Raw genomic sequence first — 15,709 nt, 5'->3', positions numbered from 1 at the left:
GGGGCCCCTCGGCGCGCCTAGTGTGAGGCGAGGGGCCCCTCCTAACCGCAGTTAGGAGAGCGATATGCGCAGACGTCTGCGACCCGTCCTCGGTGCGGCAATGGCCGCACTCGCCGTCATCGCCTGCACCACCCCAGCCACCCCGGCCAGCGCCGCCGACGCCCCGTACGACGTGCTGGTCTTCTCCAAGACCGCCGGTTTCCGGCACGACGCGATCCCGGTCGGCATCCAGACCATCCGCGACCTGGGCGCGGCGAACAACTTCACGGTCACCGCGACCGAGGACGCCGCCGCGTTCACCACGAGCAACCTCAACCAGTACGAGGCTGTCGTCTTCCTCAACACCACCGGCGACGTGCTCAACGCCAGCCAGCAGACCGCCTTCGAGTCGTACATCGGCTCCGGCCGCGGATACGTGGGTGTGCACGCCGCAGCCGACACCGAGTACGACTGGCCGTTCTACGGCAACCTCGTCGGGGCGTGGTTCGCCTCGCACCCCGCGATCCAGCAGGCCAACATGAAGGTGGAGGACCGGGGCCACGCGGCCACCGCTCACCTGCCGCAGACCTGGACCCGCACCGACGAGTGGTACAACTACCGCACCAACGCCCGGTCCAGCGCCCACGTGCTGGCCACCCTCGACGAGTCGTCGTACTCCGGCGGCGGAATGGGCGCCGACCACCCGCTGAGCTGGTGCAAGAGCTACAGCGGCGGCCGGTCCTTCTACACCGGCGCGGGGCACACCCAGGCGTCGTACGCGGAGTCGGGTTTCCGGAACCACCTGCTCGGCGGCATCCGGTACGCCTCCGGTCGGAGCAAGGCCGACTGCCGGCCCGAGACCGGCTACACCCCGCTGTTCAACGGCTCGACGGCCGGTTGGTCACAGGCCGGCCCGGGCAGCTTCACCAACACCGACGCCACCCTGACCTCGGTCGGCGGCATGGGGCTGTACTGGTACAACGCGAAGCAGTTCACCAACTACTCGCTGAAGATGGACTGGAAGCTGGCCGGTGACGACAACTCCGGCATCTTCATCGGGTTCCCTCCGTCGAGTGACCCGTGGTCGGCGGTCGACAACGGGTACGAGATCCAGATCGACGCCACCGACGCGGCCGACCGCACCACCGGCGCGGTCTACACCTACAAGTCCGCCGACATCGCCGCCCGCGACGCGGCGCTGAACGCGCCGGGGGAGTGGAACACGTACGAGCTGCTGGTCGAGGGCGAGCGGCTACAGATCTTCCTCAACGGGGTGAAGATCAACGACTTCACCAACACCAACCCGGTACGGTCGCTGGCCGGCCACATCGGCATCCAGAACCACGGCACCGGTGACGACGCCTCCTTCCGCAACATCCGGATCAAGGAGCTGGGCGGCACCCCGCCGCCGACCGGGAACACCACGATCCAGGCCGAGGCGTTCAGCTCGGCCAACGGGGTCTCCGCGTTCACCAAGGCGGGCGCCAACGGCGGGCAGACCCTCGGCTACATCGAGCCGGGTGACTGGGCTGCGTACAACGGGGTCAACCTGGCCGGTGTCACCTCGTTCACGGCGCGGGTCGTCTCCGGCGGCGCTGGTGGCGCCATCCAGGTGCGCACCGGTTCGGCCACCGGCCCGGTGCTCGGCACTGTCGCGGTGCCGAACACCGGCAGCTGGAGCACCTACGCCAACGTCTCCGCGGCGCTGTCCAACGTCCCGTCCAGCACCCAGAACCTCTACCTCACCTTCACCGGTAGCGGCACGGGGCTCTTCGACCTGGACGACTTCACCCTGGTCAAGGGCGGAGGTGGCACGAACGGGGTGGGCCCGATCAAGGGTCTGGCCGGCAAGTGCCTGGACGTGCGCAACGGCGGCACCGCCGACGGCACCCAGATCCAGCTCTACACCTGCAACGGCAGCGCCTCGCAGACCTGGACCGTGACGCCGAACTCGACGATCAAGGCGCTCGGCAAGTGCCTGGACGTCAACGGCAGCGGCACCGCCGACGGCACCAAGATCCAGCTCTGGACCTGCAACGGCAGCGGCGCGCAGAACTGGGCTGCCGCGTCCGACGGCACGCTGCGCAACCCGTCGTCGGGCAAGTGCCTGGACGTCTCCGGCAACAACTCCGCCGACAGCACCGCAGTGCACCTCTGGACCTGCCTCAACGCGGCCAACCAGAAGTGGACCCTGCCCTGACCGACTGACCCGAAGGGGCCGCGGCTCACGTCGTCGGCCCCTCCGGGCCGGCCGGCGTGCCCGGCCGACGTGCCCGGTTGGCGTCCCCCGTCAGCCAGTTGCGTCGGCAAAGGGCGACGAGCGGTGTCTTCAACGAGCGTGATGCCTCTGAGTCATCCTGATGACTCAGAGGCATCACGCTCGCACCGATTCGTCCGCCGGTTGCCATCCCGCCAGCCCGCCGTTTACGCGGGGGTGCGCGGGGTTGTTGGGGAGGCCGGAGTCCCGGTGCAGGGCTGGTCCCCGCACCGCTGCCGGCGCACTCGGATGCAGCCACATTGCGTGGATGCCGCCGACCGGCTCACAGGTGGCTGCCGTACCTTGACCTGCATGGGGTTGTTCGCGCAGTGGCGCGGGACGGTGCTGGCGCGAGGCCATCAGCTGCTCGGTGCGCTGGGCCGGGCCGACGAGCCCGACGACCCGTCCCAGCCGGCGCCCAGCCTGAACCGCCTCGACGCGCTGGTGGAGGGCTTCACCGCCGGTCAACCGGTGCGGTGGACCATGGCCGGGCAACCCCGCCCGCTACCCGGCCCGGTCGACGTCGTGGCGTACCGGATCATCGAGGAAGCGCTGACCAACGCCTGCCGGCACGCGCCGGGCGCTCCGGTCGGGGTCCGCCTGCGCTACGACGCCGCGGGCATCAGCATCGAGGTCCGCGACGAGGGCGCCGGTCCCGCTCCGTCCGGCGGCGGCACCCAGGGCGCCGGTCGGGGTCTGCTCGGGGTACGCAGGCGCGCCGAGCGGCTCGGCGGCACGTTCTCGGCCGGCCCGCGTGCCGGTGGCGGCTTCACGGTACGGGCTGTCCTGCCCGCGCCCGAGGAAATGATCGGATGATCGGCCGACTGCGGGGCTTCCCCGATGGGGCACTGCGGAAATAGGGTGGGGGTCGGCGACCGTGCTGGTGGCCGGTGACCCGGTGGGAGGCGCAACCCGCCGGGCTCAGGTGTGCTCCGCACCCACCGGTGACCGTTCGGGTGCCACGCACGTCCGGTCACCCTCGCCCCGGTCCGCACAAGGAATCCCCATCACATCAGGGGAGAAGGACAATGGCGCGACCCATCACGCTCTTCACCGGCCAGTGGGCCGATCTTCCGTTCGAGGAGGTCTGCCGGCTCGCCTCCGAGTGGGGCTACGACGGTCTGGAGATCGCCTGCTGGGGCGACCACTTCGAGGTCGACAAGGCGCTCGCCGACGACTCGTACGTCGAGCGCAAGAAGGAAACCCTCGCGAAGCACAACCTTGAGGTCTTCACGATCTCCAACCACCTGGTCGGTCAGGCGGTCTGCGACCACCCGATCGACGAGCGGCACCAGGACATCCTGCCCGGCCGCATCTGGGGCGACGGGGAGCCCGAGGGGGTTCGCCAGCGGGCCGCCGAGGAGATCAAGGACACCGCGCGGGCGGCGGCGAAGCTCGGAGTGAAGACTGTCGTCGGCTTCACCGGTTCGTCGATCTGGCACACCCTCGCGATGTTCCCGCCGGTGCCGCCGTCGATGATCGAGCGCGGCTACCAGGACTTCGCCGACCGGTGGAACCCCATCCTCGACGTGTTCGACGAGGTGGGAGTGCGGTTCGCGCACGAGGTGCACCCCAGTGAGATCGCGTACGACTACTGGACGACGAAGCGGACGCTGGAGGCGATCGGCAACCGGCCCGCGTTCGGGCTGAACTGGGACCCGTCGCACTTCGTGTGGCAGGAGCTGGACCCGGTGAACTTCATCTTCGACTTCGCCGACCGGATCTACCACGTGGACTGCAAGGACGCGAAGGTGCGTACCGGCGATGGCCGGCGTGGCCGGCTCGCCTCGCACCTGCCCTGGGCCGACCTGCGGCGCGGGTGGGACTTCGTCTCCACCGGCCACGGCGACGTGCCCTGGGAGGACTGCTTCCGCGCGTTGAACGCGATCGGCTACACGGGCCCGATCTCGGTCGAGTGGGAAGACGCCGGAATGGACCGGCTGGTCGGCGCTCCGGAGGCGTTGCAGTTCGTCCGCCGGCTCGCCTTCGACGCACCGAGCGCCGCCTTCGACGCGGCGTTCAGCAGCAAGGACTGACCGCGCGTCGGACAGACCACGGGCCGGTCGCCCTGCGGCGACCGGCCCGTCGACGTGCGATTGGTCAGAGCGTGCTGGCGTTCGTGCCCGAGCCGGACGGCTTGGTGCGGGGGTTCGTGGACGACGGCGACCCGGAGGTCGTGCCGACCGTGCTGGTGCCCGCCTTGGCGCCCACAGTGGCGGGCGTGCCGGCGAACGCGTCGTCGGCGGCGGTCAGCTCCTGCTTGCCGGTGCTGCCGTTGCCGTTGCCCAGCTTCTCGCCCAGTTTGGTCTGGCCGAGCTTGTCCTTGCCCTCGCTGTAGAGCTTGTTGGCCTGGGCCTGTGCCACCCCGGCCGCCTCCTGGACGGTCGGGTGGTCAAGCACCTTGCGGCCCCGGACCACGAGCTCTTCGTACTTCTCCCGGCCGGCACGGGCGCCCAGGACGAATCCCGCAGCCAGCCCGCCAAGAAACATGATCTTTCCGCGCATGGCGGCTCCTTCCGTACCTGACGCGCCGTCACCCCGGCGAGTTGCCCCGTCGGAAGGCGACCTGTTCGCGCCTGCGTCCTCTGTCCGCAGCTAACTACCCATCCTGCTCCCCGCTCAAGCATGGTTGTGCCGGGATGGCGATTTACCCTGTTTGTCAATGCGTCGCGGACCCTGACCTGCGCCTCTTGATCAACCGGCGCCGGGGTGGAACCCACTGGACCGCCACCGGGGAAAGTCCTGTACTCTTGTCCCGTCGCACGGCGTCGGCGAGATCCGATGTCAGGCGGTGCACGATCCCCTGTAGCTCAATTGGCAGAGCAGCCGGCTGTTAACCGGCAGGTTATTGGTTCGAGTCCAATCGGGGGAGCTTCTCCACCCAACGCCCGTCGGCCCCAGGCCGACGGGCGTTCTTCGTATCTGCCCCCATCCGCAGGGTCGATCATGCAGTTGTGGTGCCGGTTGCACCCTGCTTTGCGCATTTCATCCACCACCACAACTCCTTGATCGACGCTGACGGTATGCCGGATTCGCGCTGCCTCGACGGGTTTGGGCGGCAGGATGGGCGATGGTGGCCGCGCTCAGAGCGCGTCGAACCTTGGGGTGTGAGGGGCGGATGTCCGGACGAGGCGGCAGGGCCACGCTGATCGCGGTGGCGGTCGTGCTGGCCTGGTTGGTGATCGGCGGCGTGTCCGGCCCGTACGCGGGACGCCTCAGCGAGGTCGCCACCAACGACAACGCCGCCTTCCTGCCCACCGACGCCGAGGCGACCCGAGCCCAGGACCTCGCCAGCGAGTTCGTCGACAGGCAGACCATCCCGGCTCTGGTCGTCTACGAGCGGCCCACCGGGATCACCGACGCGGACCGGCAACGGGTGAGCGCCGACGCCGCCCGGTTCGCCCAGATCCCCGGAGTGGTCACCCCACTGCCCCCGCCCATCCCGAGCGAGGACGGCCAGGCACTCCAGGTCGTCGTACCGGTGGACGACGCCGAGGGCGAGGAGATCGGCACCGTCGTCGAGCAACTGCGCGACATCACCGGCGGAGACCGGGACGGCCTCACCGTGGACGTCTCCGGCCCGGCCGGTCTGCTCGCCGACCTGATCGAGGTCTTCTCCGCCATCGACGGACCACTGCTGCTGGTCACCCTGGTCGTGGTGCTGGTCATCCTGCTGGTCGTCTACCGCAGCCCGGTCCTGTGGATCTTCCCGCTGCTCGCAGCCGGGATGTCGTACGCCCTCGCCTCGGTCTTCGTCTACCTGCTCGCCGACGCGGACGTGGTCAAGCTCAACGGGCAGGCCCAGGGCATCCTCACAGTGCTGGTCTTCGGCGCCGGCACCGACTACGCGTTGCTGCTGATCGCCCGCTACCGGGAGGAACTGCACCGGCACGAGCGCCCATGGGACGCCATGAAGGCCGCCTGGAAGGGCGCCGCGCCGGCCATCATCGCGTCCGGCGGCACCGTCATCGTCAGCCTGCTCTGCCTGCTGCTGTCCAGCCTCAACTCCAACCGGGCGCTCGGACCGGTCGCCGCCATCGGCATCGCCGCCACCCTGCTGGTGATGCTCACCTTCCTACCCGCACTGCTGGTGCTCGGCGGACGGTGGGCGTTCTGGCCCCGACGACCCCGAGCCGACCAGGCCGACCCTCGGGCCGAACACGGCATCTGGAGCCGCGTCGCCGGCTTCGTCGCCCGGCACGCCCGCCCGATCTGGCTGAGCACCGCCGTCGTGCTGGCCCTGCTGACCCTCGGCCTCACCCAGCTCGGCGCCACCACCCTCGGCCAGTCCGACCTGTTCACCCAGCGCACCGACTCCGTCGACGGCCAGGAGGTGATCTCCCGGCACTACCCGGCCGGCACCGGCAGCCCGGCCACCATCTTCACCACCGAGCAGACCGCCCGACAGGTCGCCCAGGTGGCGAAGGACGTGCCCGGGGTCGCCGATGTCCGCCCCCTCACCGCCGGCCCGCAGACCGGCCCACCCCAGGAGAACGCCGCCCCGAAGGTCGTCGACGGGCGGGTGCAACTGGAGGCGACCCTGGCCGACCCACCAGACAGCGACGGCGCCGAGCGGACCATCCGCGAGCTGCGGGTGGCCGTACACCGGGTGCCTGGCGCGGACGCTGTGGTCGGCGGCTTCACCGCGATCAACGTGGACACCTCGGACGCCGCGAAGCGCGACCAGAACGTCATCATCCCGGTGGTGCTGGTGGTCATCGCTGTCATCCTGGCCCTGCTGCTGCGCGCGCTGCTCGCCCCGCTGCTGCTGATCGCCACGGTGCTGCTCAGCTTCGCGGCGACCCTCGGCCTCTGCGCGCTGCTGTTCCGCCACGTCTTCGACTTCCCCGGCGTGGACTCGTCGTTCCCGCTGTTCGCGTTCGTCTTCCTGGTCGCGCTCGGCATCGACTACAACATCTTCCTGATGAGCCGCGTCCGCGAAGAGTCGGTCAAGCGCGGCACCCGCGCCGGAGTGCTCGCCGGCCTCGCCGTCACCGGCGGGGTGATCACCTCCGCCGGCATCGTGCTCGCCGCGACGTTCTCCGCCCTCGCCGTCCTGCCACTCGTGGTGCTCGTCGAGTTGGGTACGGCGGTCGCGATCGGGGTACTGATCGACACCATCATCGTCCGGTCGCTGCTGGTGCCCGCACTCGCGTACGACATCGGGCCGAAGATCTGGTGGCCGGGCCGGTTGTCCCGGGCGAACGGTGAGCGGGAGGCGCGCGGTGCTGGCTGAAACCGATGTGGTCATCGTCGGCGGCGGCCTGGCCGGCCTCGCCGCCGCCCGCCGGCTGCACCGCGCCGGCGTGCCCTGGCGGCTGGTGGAGGCCGAGGGTCGGCTCGGCGGCCGGGTCGCCACCGACGTGGTCGACGGTCACCTCATCGACCGGGGCTTCCAGGTGCTCAACACCGCCTACCCCCGGCTCGGCACGCTGCTCGACACCGACCAGCTCAACCTCGGCTACTTCACGTCCGGGGTGCTGGTCCGCAAGGGCGACAAGCTGCTGCGGCTGGTCAACCCGTTGCGCGAGCCGACCGGCGGGCCCGGCACCGCGCTCGCCGGGGTCGGCTCCCTGCTCGACCGGCTGCGCTTCGCCGCCCTCGCCACCGGTTGCGCCACCCTCCCCGCGTCCCGGCTGCTCGACGCGCCGGAAACCAGCACCGAGACCGCGCTGCGCCGCGCCGGCCTCTCCGACGCCATCATCGAGGAGCTGCTGCGACCGTTCCTGTCCGGTGTGTTCATCGACCGGGAACTCTCCACCTCCAGCCACGTGCTGGCGATGGTGCTGCGCTCCTTCGCCCGCGGCCGGATCGGCCTGCCCGCCGAAGGAATGGCCGCGCTGCCCCGGGCCGTCGCCGCGCCGCTGCCCGCCGACCTGCTCGACCTGAACACCCCGGTCGCCGAGGTCACCCCGGGCCGGGTCCGCACCCAGGCCGGCGACATCCGCTGCCGGGCCGTCGTGGTCGCCGTCGACCCGCCCGCCGCGGCCGCGCTGCTGCCAGCCCTGGCGACGGTACGCATGCACAGCTACACCACCTACTACCACAGCGCCCCTGAGCCGCCGCTCACCGAGCCGATCCTGCTCGTCGACGGCGAGCGACGCGAACTCGTCGCCAACACCGTGGTGCTCAGCAACGCCGCCACGACGTACGCGCCCACCGGGCGGCACCTGATCGCCACCTCGGTGGTCGGCCCGACGGCCCCACCCGAGCCGACCATCCGGGCCGAGTTGACCCGGCTGTACGGCCGTTCCACCGCCGACTGGACCCACCTCACCACAGTGGCCATCCCCGAGGCGCTACCCGCCGCGCCACCGCCGCAGGGACGGCTGCGCAAGCCGGTGGCAATGGGGGAGGGCCTTTTCGTGGCCGGTGACCACCGGGACAGCCCATCGATCCAAGGTGCTCTCACCAGCGGCTGGCGCGCCGCCGGCGCCGTACTGGACGAGCTGCGCGCCGGCTGACGGTCGTACCCGAGCACGCTGTTATATTCCTGTTGCCCATCGTGCTGGCGCAGGCGTGGGCACCGGCCGGCTTGATGCTGGCTGCTGATCGCCGAGCGGGATAAGATCCGGCGCGGTGTTTCGGGGCGGTAGCTCAGCCGGTTAGAGCAGGGGACTCATAATCCCTCGGTCGCGGGTTCGAGTCCCGCCCGCCCCACCAGCCGTCTTCCCTGGTCAGCCATGCTGCCGATGACCCGGACGGACCGCATCGAGGTCCGGGCCGACGCCCTCAGTCCGCACTGAGTCCGCAGCAGCACGACCCGCCGCCCGGTCGAGGCGGTCCGCCACCTGGTCCAGGTCGTCCTCGAAAAGGTCCGCGTACACGTCCAGCGTCATCGCCGCCGAGGCGTGCCCGAGCATCCGCTGCACCGCCTTCACGTTGGCGCCCTCGGCCACCGCCAGACTGGCCGCCGTGTGCCGCAGCTCGTGCGGCGTCAGGCCAGCAAGACCGATCGACTCCGCAGCCCGATCGAAGACCCGGCGACGGAAGTTGTTGTTGCGCAGCACCTCGCCGGCCGGGGAGGTGAACACCAGCTCGTCACCGGAACGGCCGGCGATCTGCGCGGCCAGGGGCTCGACCAGGAACCGGGGGAGTGGCACCGACCGGCGTTGGTGCGTCTTTGGCGTACCGAACACCGCGCGTCCGTTGACCTCGGTCACCGACTCCGCGACCAGCAGCCGACGCTTCACCAGGTCCACCCGCCGCACGCGAAGCGCGGCCAGCTCGCCCCAGCGCAGACCGGTGTAGGCGAGCACGCGGATGATCAGCCCGTGCGGCTCTGCCGCTGCCGCCAGCTCGCCCACCTGGCCGTGGGTCAGGAACACCTTCTCGGAGCGTCCGACCCGTGGCAGCCGCACACCTGCCGCGACGTTGCGAGTCAGCCGACCATCCCGAACGGCGAGGGCCAGCAGCAGCGAGAAGACCCGGTGAGCTTGCCGAACGGTGGATGGGGCAAGACCGGCCTGCGTCATGCGGCGGACCCACTCGCCAACGTCGGCGTGCGTAACTGCCGAAAGCGGGACGCGTTCCCACACCGGAAGCACCTGCCTCCGCAGCAGACTGCCGTACCGCTGGCGAGTCGACGGCTTGAGCTGCACCTGATTGGCGAACCACCGAGCGGCCCAGTCGCCAACCGTGACCCGCGCGAGAGCCGGATCGACCCACTCACCGCGAGCGAGCGCCGTCTTCATCGACGCATGCCACCGATCAGCGTCGACCTTGCGGTCGAAGTGCCGAGCGTGCTCCTTGCCGGCAGCATCCCGGTACCGGGCACGCCATTTCCCGTTCGGGCGCTTGACGACGCTCACCGGTCTGCCTCGTCCAGCCAGGAACGCACGTCGGCCGGGTCGTACCGCAAGTGACGGCCGACCTTCCGGGCACGTGGACCCAGACGCCGGTACCGCCACTGATAGAGGGTGCTCACCGGCACGCCGAGGAACGTCGACACGTCCTCAGCCGTCCACAGCGGTTCGATGGTCCGGGCCTTCATGCTGCTCCCTCCTGCGTCGTGACGGTTGCCGAAACATCGGGCGGGTCGGCAGCGGCGCGTCTGGCGCTGTCGAGCTGGACGCGCCATTGGATGCGTTCGGAGATGGCGCGCAGGACACGATGCCCGAGCGGCGCGACATCGGGGTCGGTGGGTTGAGCGAGTTCCCAGGCGTGGCGTTGCTCGCCGCCGGCCGGGGCGGTGTCGGCGTCGGTAGTTACGCCAAGCAGGGCCTTGACCCACTCCCTCCGGTCGGCGCGGTGGTCGGTGAGGGTCTTGCCGGACCACTGCCGGGAGATGAGGACGCGTCGGCCACCGATGCCGAGGGTTTCCCGTTTGTGGACCTTGTTCTTGCAGTTCCCCGGCCGCAGCCCCGGTCGGGCCTTCTTGGGCTGGACTCCGTAAAGCAGCCAGTTGGCGCACCGCTCTGAACAGGGCGTGTGCCGCAGCTCTTGCCAGAGCCGTTCCAGGTGCGCCCGCTGCCGCCCGGTGGTCACCTCGTGGCAGTCGGCGGCCTGCTTGGTGAGGTACTTGGTGATGTAGCCGACGCACCGGTCAGCGTCCTTGGTGCCGGCAAGCACGCCCTTGGCATCGACCTGCACACCGAAGCGGGCGACGTGCACGGGGTGGGCGTCGGGGTCGGCGTCGACCAGGTCGAGCGCGTCATCCCACGACGGCAGCAGCCGCCCGGTGGCGGGGTCGGTGTAGCCGGAGGCGTCGGCGTCCCACTGCGGCACGTTGCCCCGTTCGTAGACCCGCACGTCGACCGAGGGCCACCACACCTGGTGATACGTCGCGGCGGCAACCTGCCGCACCAGCGACCGGGGGATGGTGCCCCGGATGGCGAAGTGTGCGTGAGGGGCGAGCCGTCGCTGTGGCTCGACGGCACCGGCGTATTGGACGTTCCAGCCGACCGCCCGGCGCAGGTTTTGCCAGAACCGATCGAGCAGCCGCGGGAAGTGCACCGCATCCCAGGCGGCCCGCCGGTAGTCGTAGCCGTCCGGGTCGACCGGTGTCCCGTCGGAGTGCACACGGCCGTAGGAGCCAAGGGTGAGGGTCAGGAACATCGACGGCCGGAACACCTGCCCACCGCGACCCTCGAAGGTACGCCCAACGGTCCGATTCTCCACGGGCAGCCGGGGCAGGTCCGGGGCGTCCTGTCTCCGCCTGGTGGAGCGGACCCGCCGGTTGCCGTCGCCGTCCTCCTGATCCTCGCCACCGTGGCGTGGGGCGGGGCGACCGCGCATGCCCTCGGTGGTGATCTGGCTTTCCAGTTCCTCGATCGCGTCGTCCAGGTCCGCGACCTGATCCCACTGCGAGATCCGGGCCGCTTCGTCGCGGGCGAATTCGAGATGAGCGCGAGCGACGATCAGGCCGCGTTGCGCGTCGGTGGCGGGCTGCGGACCGGGGTCGGGTTCGTCGGTCCGGTGCCAACCTTCCCGAATCTGCTGCTGGCGCAGCCGACGAGCCTTGGTGGCGCAGGCGGGACACTTCGCCTCTTGGGTGGCGCCGCACGGCATGTCGATGACTTCGGTCTGTCCGGAGTCGAGGTCAGTGCGGCGCAGGGAGACGGGGCGGGTGCAGACGCCATAGTCGGCCGCCAGATCCTTGACCACGTCGACGGAGCGGGGCATGAGCATCCGGGCGGCCCGGGAGCCCGGCCTCGGCTCCACCACGGGGGCGGGTTCGAGGCCGGGCAGCGTCGGGGTGAGCGTCATCGGCCCACCTCCACAGTCGGGGTGAGGTCACGGACCCGCACGACCGGGCGGGGGTCGGCGGTGGCGTGGTCATCACGCAGCGGGTCGAACGCCACCACAGCGGCCCGGGTCGTCTTCGCCCGATACATTGCCGCGTCAGCGTCAGCCAGCGCGGCGGCGAGCCCGGCCGGACTGGCGGGGGCCAGGCCGATGCTCGCGGTCACCGACACCGACACCCCCGAGGGCAAACGGACCGGCGAGGCGATCGCGGCAGCCATCTGCCGGGCAGCCGCAGCCGGGTTCGGGTCCAGGAGCAGCGCGGCGAACTCGTCCCCGCCGAGGCGAGCCGGCACGCCGTGGATGGCGCGCAGGCGGGAGGCGACGGCGGTGAGGACCAGGTCCCCGGCGGCGTGGCCGTGGGTGTCGTTGACCGGCTTGAAGCCGTCCAGGTCGACCACCACCACCCACGGGCGCAGCGAGGCAAGCTGGGTCCACGCGTCGGCCAGGCCAGTGCGGTTGGCAAGACCAGTGAGCGGGTCGCGCAGGGTGGCGCGTTGCAGGGCGGCCAGCTCGTAGCGGGCGACGTAGAGCCGGTACTGATCCCAGGCAAACAGGGCCAGGACGGCGACGAGGAACAGGCCGGACACGAGTGCGTCGGTCATCGGGTCACCTCTCCGATCAGCGGAACGCCGTTACGGCGAACGAAGGCAGCCGGCGGCACCGGGGCGACCGGAGCCGGGAAAGCCGGATCGACGGGGACCAGGGCGACGGGCTCAGAGACGGCCGGCGCGGCGACGGTGGCCGGGGCCGGCGGGGCGGGCTGCGCGACCGGCCCGGCCGGCGCGTTGTCGGCGAGGGCCGGGTCGGTGGACAGGACGAGTTTGGACAGGCCGATGAACGCCAGCGCCGGCACAGCGGACAGCAGCCACCCGGACAGGCCCGGCTTCGCCACGGCGAGCTGCGCGGCCAGGGACAAGGCGACGGCGGCGACGAGCAGGAACATCGGGTAGCCGATCGAACCGCCCGAGCGGCGTCGGCGGCGGATAGTCAGCAGCGCAGCAGCGGGGATCAGCTCGGAGATGACGGCGTTAGCCCAACCGAACCACTCACCCGTGCCCGCCGGGGAGTTGTCGAGGGTCCAGTCCTTGACGTGGGTGAACGAGGCGGCCCCGGCGAAGCCAGCGACGATGAGCAGGATGACGACGAGGACCAGGCCCTCGACGCGGTCGGCGCGCGTGGCCGTGGGGTGGGGCTTCATGCGACACCTTCCAAGATCTCGCCGTCGATCACGCGCAGCCGGCCGTAGGTCTGGGCCATAGCGCGGATCTCGTCATCGCTCAGGTAGGAGAAGCGGACCCGCATCGGGGTCGGGTCACCGTCGATGACCACGAACCCCACCCCGGGCAGGGACTGCGGAATGCGGTCACACAACGCCCCGCGATCGCGCATCCCCTCGCCAAGCACGAGGTCGACCTGGGCGGCTTCCGCGAGGCGCAGGCCGATGCGGGTCGGGAACAGGTCCCGGAACGGCAGGACCTCCTTGCGGGGGTCCTGGATCGCGGCGACGACATGCACGCCGACCGCGCGACCCTGGGACAGCAGGATGGACAGGGCGGCCTTAATGCGGTCCTTCAACTGGCGGTCGGTGAGGTAGGCGGTCAGGTTCGCCAGCTCATCGATCACCAGGACGATCAGCGGCTCATCAGGGGTCGGGGTGTGCTGGCGGGTGCGGCCGTAGAGCTTCCCGGCCCGGTCCTTGGCAACGGTCGCGGCTTCCTCGATCAGCTCACACATCGCCGTGTAGTCCTTGCGGGCGAAGCGGGTGAACATCGGCGCACCCATCCCGAGTTCCATGCCGCCCTTGGGGTCCAGGCCCCAGATCTGCACCAGCCCGGAGGTGACCCCAGCGGCGAGGGAGCGGACCACGGACCAGATGACCGAGCCCTTGCCCGACCCGGTGGCACCCACGACCAACACCTGTGTGCCGAACAGGCGCAGCTCGTAGCCGTCGCCGTCCTCGCGCTTGCCCACCGGCAGGGCGGTGAACTCGGGCACCGCTGGCACCGGCATCGGGCGGACGAGCTTGGCGAGGGGGTCACCGCGGAACAGGTGCAGCAGCACCACATCCGGACGCGGACCCGGTGCGGCCTTGACCTGCCGGACACCGAATGTGTGCGCCAACCTCTCGGCGACGCGGGCGAAGTCGTCGGGGATCTGCCCGGTGACCATCCGCACGACCACCACGTCGACACCGCCGCCGCAGCGCACCCGCCGCAGCACCGGTAGGACGGTGTGTCCGTCGAAGGAGACGGCGAGCTTTGCGGTCACCATCGCGGCCATCCACTTGCGGCGGTAGAGCATCCGGCGGTAGCAGGACAGCAGCGGCCACCACCCGAAGCGCAGGAACGACGGCCGATGTCCGAATGCCCAACCGGCAGCGGCGGAGGCGACCAGGGCGACGAACCCGACCGGACCGGCCCATCCGAACCGGCCGTAGAGCCAGGCGAAGAACACCGCCGGGGCGGTGACGTACCAGAACCGCACCACCACGAACACCAGCCGGGCCAGGCCCTTGAGCGTCCACCAGGTCAGGGCCATCCACATCGGGATGCGGATGAACGGGGTCCGGACGTTGATCGGAGCAGAGTCGATCCGCTCACCCCGGATCACATTGACCAGCGGCACGGCTCAGCCCTCCCCAGCGGCGGCGAACAGGGCGGCCTGCCCCGGCGTCCCGGGACGACGGCGCACCACGCGACGACGCACCGGCATCCGGGCGGGCAGCAGCGCGGCCAGTTCGACGGGTCCGGACTCCGGGGCGGGGACGTGGCGGGTCATGGTCGGCAACCACCGGCCACGACCGAGGACCGCGCGCAGGTCGACGCGGTCGGAGACGTGTGGGGCGATCAGGTCCGGATCGAGGTGGCGCAGCTTCACCACCGTCCGGGCCAGGGCGGCAGCGGCGGCGGCAATCTCCACCAGCGCGGCCACGCGGACCGCGTCGGCGGGGACGGTGGTGTAGACCTCGCGGGTGGCCCGGATACCGGGACCGGCGAGGCGCATCACGGTGCGGCGGTGAGTGCGGCGGTGGGGGGCGGGGCGCGGGTTCCCGACGATGCGGGCAGCGTCAGCTAGCGTGGGCATCAGCCCAGCTCCTTTCAGGGAGATGAGGGTCAGGCGCGGGGCGGGAGTTGTCTTGGCGGGCGAGTCCCACCCCGCGCGTTCCTGTCTGGTCAGGCCGCCTGCTTGATCGCGGCCGGTTCGGTCATGGCCCCGGCGCGGATCGACCACGCCTGACGCGCCCGGCACTTCCCCGAGCCCTTGCACCGCTGCGAGTCCACGTACGGCGTCAGCGTCACGTCGGTGAAGGTCACGGCCGGCGGGTAACCGGGGATCTTCGACGCCGGCGGCACCGGCTGCACCGGGGCGGCGATCTTCACCTTGACTTCCTTGGTCCCGCCGAACTTGCCGGCCTCCGGGTCCAGGTCGAGGACCTTGACCACCCACAGTCGTTCGCCCGTGTCCTTGTCGCGGGCCTGGTCGTCGCCCTGGCCGCGCTTGTCGAAGTCCGTCACCGGCTCCACACCCAGGCACAGCGCACCCTGCGGAAACACGTACTCGAACGGCACGGGGACCTTGATCGTGTTGGGAATCGCCATCGGTTCCATGTCCTCTCAGTCGCCGCCGGCTCGTCGCCAGCACTTGGCGTTTCGTGCGGCCGTGCCGCACACAAAGGACGGTACCCGCACTTTTAGTGCGGCTCAATACTTAGAGTGCGGGTCGATG

The 15,709-nt window shown here is 70.7% G+C and carries 14 protein-coding genes and 2 tRNA genes; 7 read left to right on the top strand and 9 right to left on the bottom strand.

Annotated features, from left to right (window positions below):
- Positions 1 to 64 precede the first annotated feature (64 nt).
- The 3 genes from ACGF3C_RS16335 to ACGF3C_RS16325 all read left to right on the top strand — a co-directional run bounded on the left by ACGF3C_RS16335 (position 65) and on the right by ACGF3C_RS16325 (position 4,272).
- Positions 65 to 2,179: a ThuA domain-containing protein gene (locus ACGF3C_RS16335; RefSeq protein WP_393222620.1), complete on the top strand. Its 2,115-nt coding sequence runs from the start codon at positions 65 to 67 to the stop codon at positions 2,177 to 2,179.
- A gap of 369 nt (positions 2,180 to 2,548) precedes the next feature.
- Positions 2,549 to 3,052: a sensor histidine kinase gene (locus ACGF3C_RS16330; protein ID WP_393222617.1), complete on the top strand. Its 504-nt coding sequence runs from the start codon at positions 2,549 to 2,551 to the stop codon at positions 3,050 to 3,052.
- 212 nt (positions 3,053 to 3,264) lie between these two features.
- The gene (locus tag ACGF3C_RS16325) at positions 3,265 to 4,272 is read left to right on the top strand and encodes a sugar phosphate isomerase/epimerase family protein (protein WP_355009784.1); all 1,008 of its coding nucleotides are present in this window, start codon (positions 3,265 to 3,267) and stop codon (positions 4,270 to 4,272) included.
- A 64-nt stretch (positions 4,273 to 4,336) separates the two neighbouring features.
- On the opposite strand, the gene ACGF3C_RS16320 is transcribed toward ACGF3C_RS16325, so the two are convergent.
- A complete protein-coding gene (locus tag ACGF3C_RS16320) occupies positions 4,337 to 4,741 on the bottom strand; it encodes a hypothetical protein (RefSeq protein WP_269682837.1) in 405 nt (134 codons plus the stop codon).
- 294 nt (positions 4,742 to 5,035) lie between these two features.
- Here ACGF3C_RS16320 and ACGF3C_RS16315 point away from each other — a divergent pair.
- The 4 genes from ACGF3C_RS16315 to ACGF3C_RS16300 all read left to right on the top strand — a co-directional run bounded on the left by ACGF3C_RS16315 (position 5,036) and on the right by ACGF3C_RS16300 (position 8,899).
- A tRNA-Asn gene (locus ACGF3C_RS16315) sits at positions 5,036 to 5,108 on the top strand.
- A 246-nt stretch (positions 5,109 to 5,354) separates the two neighbouring features.
- A complete protein-coding gene (locus ACGF3C_RS16310; protein WP_357233588.1) occupies positions 5,355 to 7,472 on the top strand; it encodes an MMPL family transporter in 2,118 nt (705 codons plus the stop codon).
- Positions 7,462 to 8,700, top strand: coding sequence for an FAD-dependent oxidoreductase (locus ACGF3C_RS16305; protein WP_393222612.1), 1,239 nt, complete (start codon positions 7,462 to 7,464; stop codon positions 8,698 to 8,700). The genes ACGF3C_RS16310 and ACGF3C_RS16305 overlap by 11 nt, the downstream gene beginning before the upstream one ends.
- A gap of 122 nt (positions 8,701 to 8,822) precedes the next feature.
- A tRNA-Ile gene (locus ACGF3C_RS16300) sits at positions 8,823 to 8,899 on the top strand.
- A 14-nt stretch (positions 8,900 to 8,913) separates the two neighbouring features.
- Here the strand turns inward: ACGF3C_RS16300 and ACGF3C_RS16295 are convergent.
- The 8 genes from ACGF3C_RS16295 to ACGF3C_RS16260 all read right to left on the bottom strand — a co-directional run bounded on the left by ACGF3C_RS16295 (position 8,914) and on the right by ACGF3C_RS16260 (position 15,582).
- The gene (locus ACGF3C_RS16295; RefSeq protein WP_393222609.1) at positions 8,914 to 10,047 is read right to left on the bottom strand and encodes a tyrosine-type recombinase/integrase; all 1,134 of its coding nucleotides are present in this window, start codon (positions 10,045 to 10,047) and stop codon (positions 8,914 to 8,916) included.
- The gene (locus tag ACGF3C_RS16290) at positions 10,044 to 10,229 is read right to left on the bottom strand and encodes an AlpA family transcriptional regulator (protein ID WP_151496864.1); all 186 of its coding nucleotides are present in this window, start codon (positions 10,227 to 10,229) and stop codon (positions 10,044 to 10,046) included. Before ACGF3C_RS16290 ends, ACGF3C_RS16295 begins: the two co-directional genes overlap by 4 nt.
- A complete protein-coding gene (locus ACGF3C_RS16285) occupies positions 10,226 to 11,944 on the bottom strand; it encodes a replication initiator (protein WP_393222606.1) in 1,719 nt (572 codons plus the stop codon). Before ACGF3C_RS16285 ends, ACGF3C_RS16290 begins: the two co-directional genes overlap by 4 nt.
- Positions 11,941 to 12,585, bottom strand: coding sequence for a GGDEF domain-containing protein (locus ACGF3C_RS16280; RefSeq protein ID WP_393222603.1), 645 nt, complete (start codon positions 12,583 to 12,585; stop codon positions 11,941 to 11,943). The genes ACGF3C_RS16285 and ACGF3C_RS16280 overlap by 4 nt, the downstream gene beginning before the upstream one ends.
- The gene (locus ACGF3C_RS16275) at positions 12,582 to 13,181 is read right to left on the bottom strand and encodes a DUF2637 domain-containing protein (RefSeq protein ID WP_393222601.1); all 600 of its coding nucleotides are present in this window, start codon (positions 13,179 to 13,181) and stop codon (positions 12,582 to 12,584) included. The genes ACGF3C_RS16280 and ACGF3C_RS16275 overlap by 4 nt, the downstream gene beginning before the upstream one ends.
- Positions 13,178 to 14,608 (bottom strand): FtsK/SpoIIIE domain-containing protein, encoded by a 1,431-nt coding sequence (locus ACGF3C_RS16270; protein WP_393222598.1) that lies wholly within the window; start codon positions 14,606 to 14,608, stop codon positions 13,178 to 13,180. The genes ACGF3C_RS16275 and ACGF3C_RS16270 overlap by 4 nt, the downstream gene beginning before the upstream one ends.
- Positions 14,609 to 14,611: 3 nt before the next feature.
- Entirely contained in the window at positions 14,612 to 15,067 is a 456-nt protein-coding gene (locus ACGF3C_RS16265) for a hypothetical protein (protein WP_393222595.1), read from the bottom strand.
- 89 nt (positions 15,068 to 15,156) lie between these two features.
- Positions 15,157 to 15,582, bottom strand: coding sequence for a hypothetical protein (locus ACGF3C_RS16260; RefSeq protein ID WP_393222592.1), 426 nt, complete (start codon positions 15,580 to 15,582; stop codon positions 15,157 to 15,159).
- Positions 15,583 to 15,709: the final 127 nt, after the last annotated feature.

Origin of the sequence: Micromonospora sp. NPDC047762 (genome assembly GCF_043204655.1) — a bacterium.
In the GTDB taxonomy this organism is placed as follows: domain Bacteria; phylum Actinomycetota; class Actinomycetes; order Mycobacteriales; family Micromonosporaceae; genus Micromonospora.
Note: the sequence above shows the minus strand (reverse complement) of the source record. Positions and strands in the feature narration are given on the sequence as shown.

Coding starts and splice junctions, on each gene's coding strand:
- ACGF3C_RS16335 (WP_393222620.1), top strand. CDS start 65: ATGCGCAGACGTCTGCGACCCGTCCTCGGTGCGGCAATGGCCGCACTC.
- ACGF3C_RS16330 (WP_393222617.1), top strand. CDS start 2,549: ATGGGGTTGTTCGCGCAGTGGCGCGGGACGGTGCTGGCGCGAGGCCAT.
- ACGF3C_RS16325 (WP_355009784.1), top strand. CDS start 3,265: ATGGCGCGACCCATCACGCTCTTCACCGGCCAGTGGGCCGATCTTCCG.
- ACGF3C_RS16320 (WP_269682837.1), bottom strand. CDS start 4,741: ATGCGCGGAAAGATCATGTTTCTTGGCGGGCTGGCTGCGGGATTCGTC.
- ACGF3C_RS16310 (WP_357233588.1), top strand. CDS start 5,355: ATGTCCGGACGAGGCGGCAGGGCCACGCTGATCGCGGTGGCGGTCGTG.
- ACGF3C_RS16290 (WP_151496864.1), bottom strand. CDS start 10,229: ATGAAGGCCCGGACCATCGAACCGCTGTGGACGGCTGAGGACGTGTCG.
- ACGF3C_RS16285 (WP_393222606.1), bottom strand. CDS start 11,944: ATGACGCTCACCCCGACGCTGCCCGGCCTCGAACCCGCCCCCGTGGTG.
- ACGF3C_RS16280 (WP_393222603.1), bottom strand. CDS start 12,585: ATGACCGACGCACTCGTGTCCGGCCTGTTCCTCGTCGCCGTCCTGGCC.
- ACGF3C_RS16275 (WP_393222601.1), bottom strand. CDS start 13,181: ATGAAGCCCCACCCCACGGCCACGCGCGCCGACCGCGTCGAGGGCCTG.
- ACGF3C_RS16265 (WP_393222595.1), bottom strand. CDS start 15,067: ATGCCCACGCTAGCTGACGCTGCCCGCATCGTCGGGAACCCGCGCCCC.
- ACGF3C_RS16260 (WP_393222592.1), bottom strand. CDS start 15,582: ATGGCGATTCCCAACACGATCAAGGTCCCCGTGCCGTTCGAGTACGTG.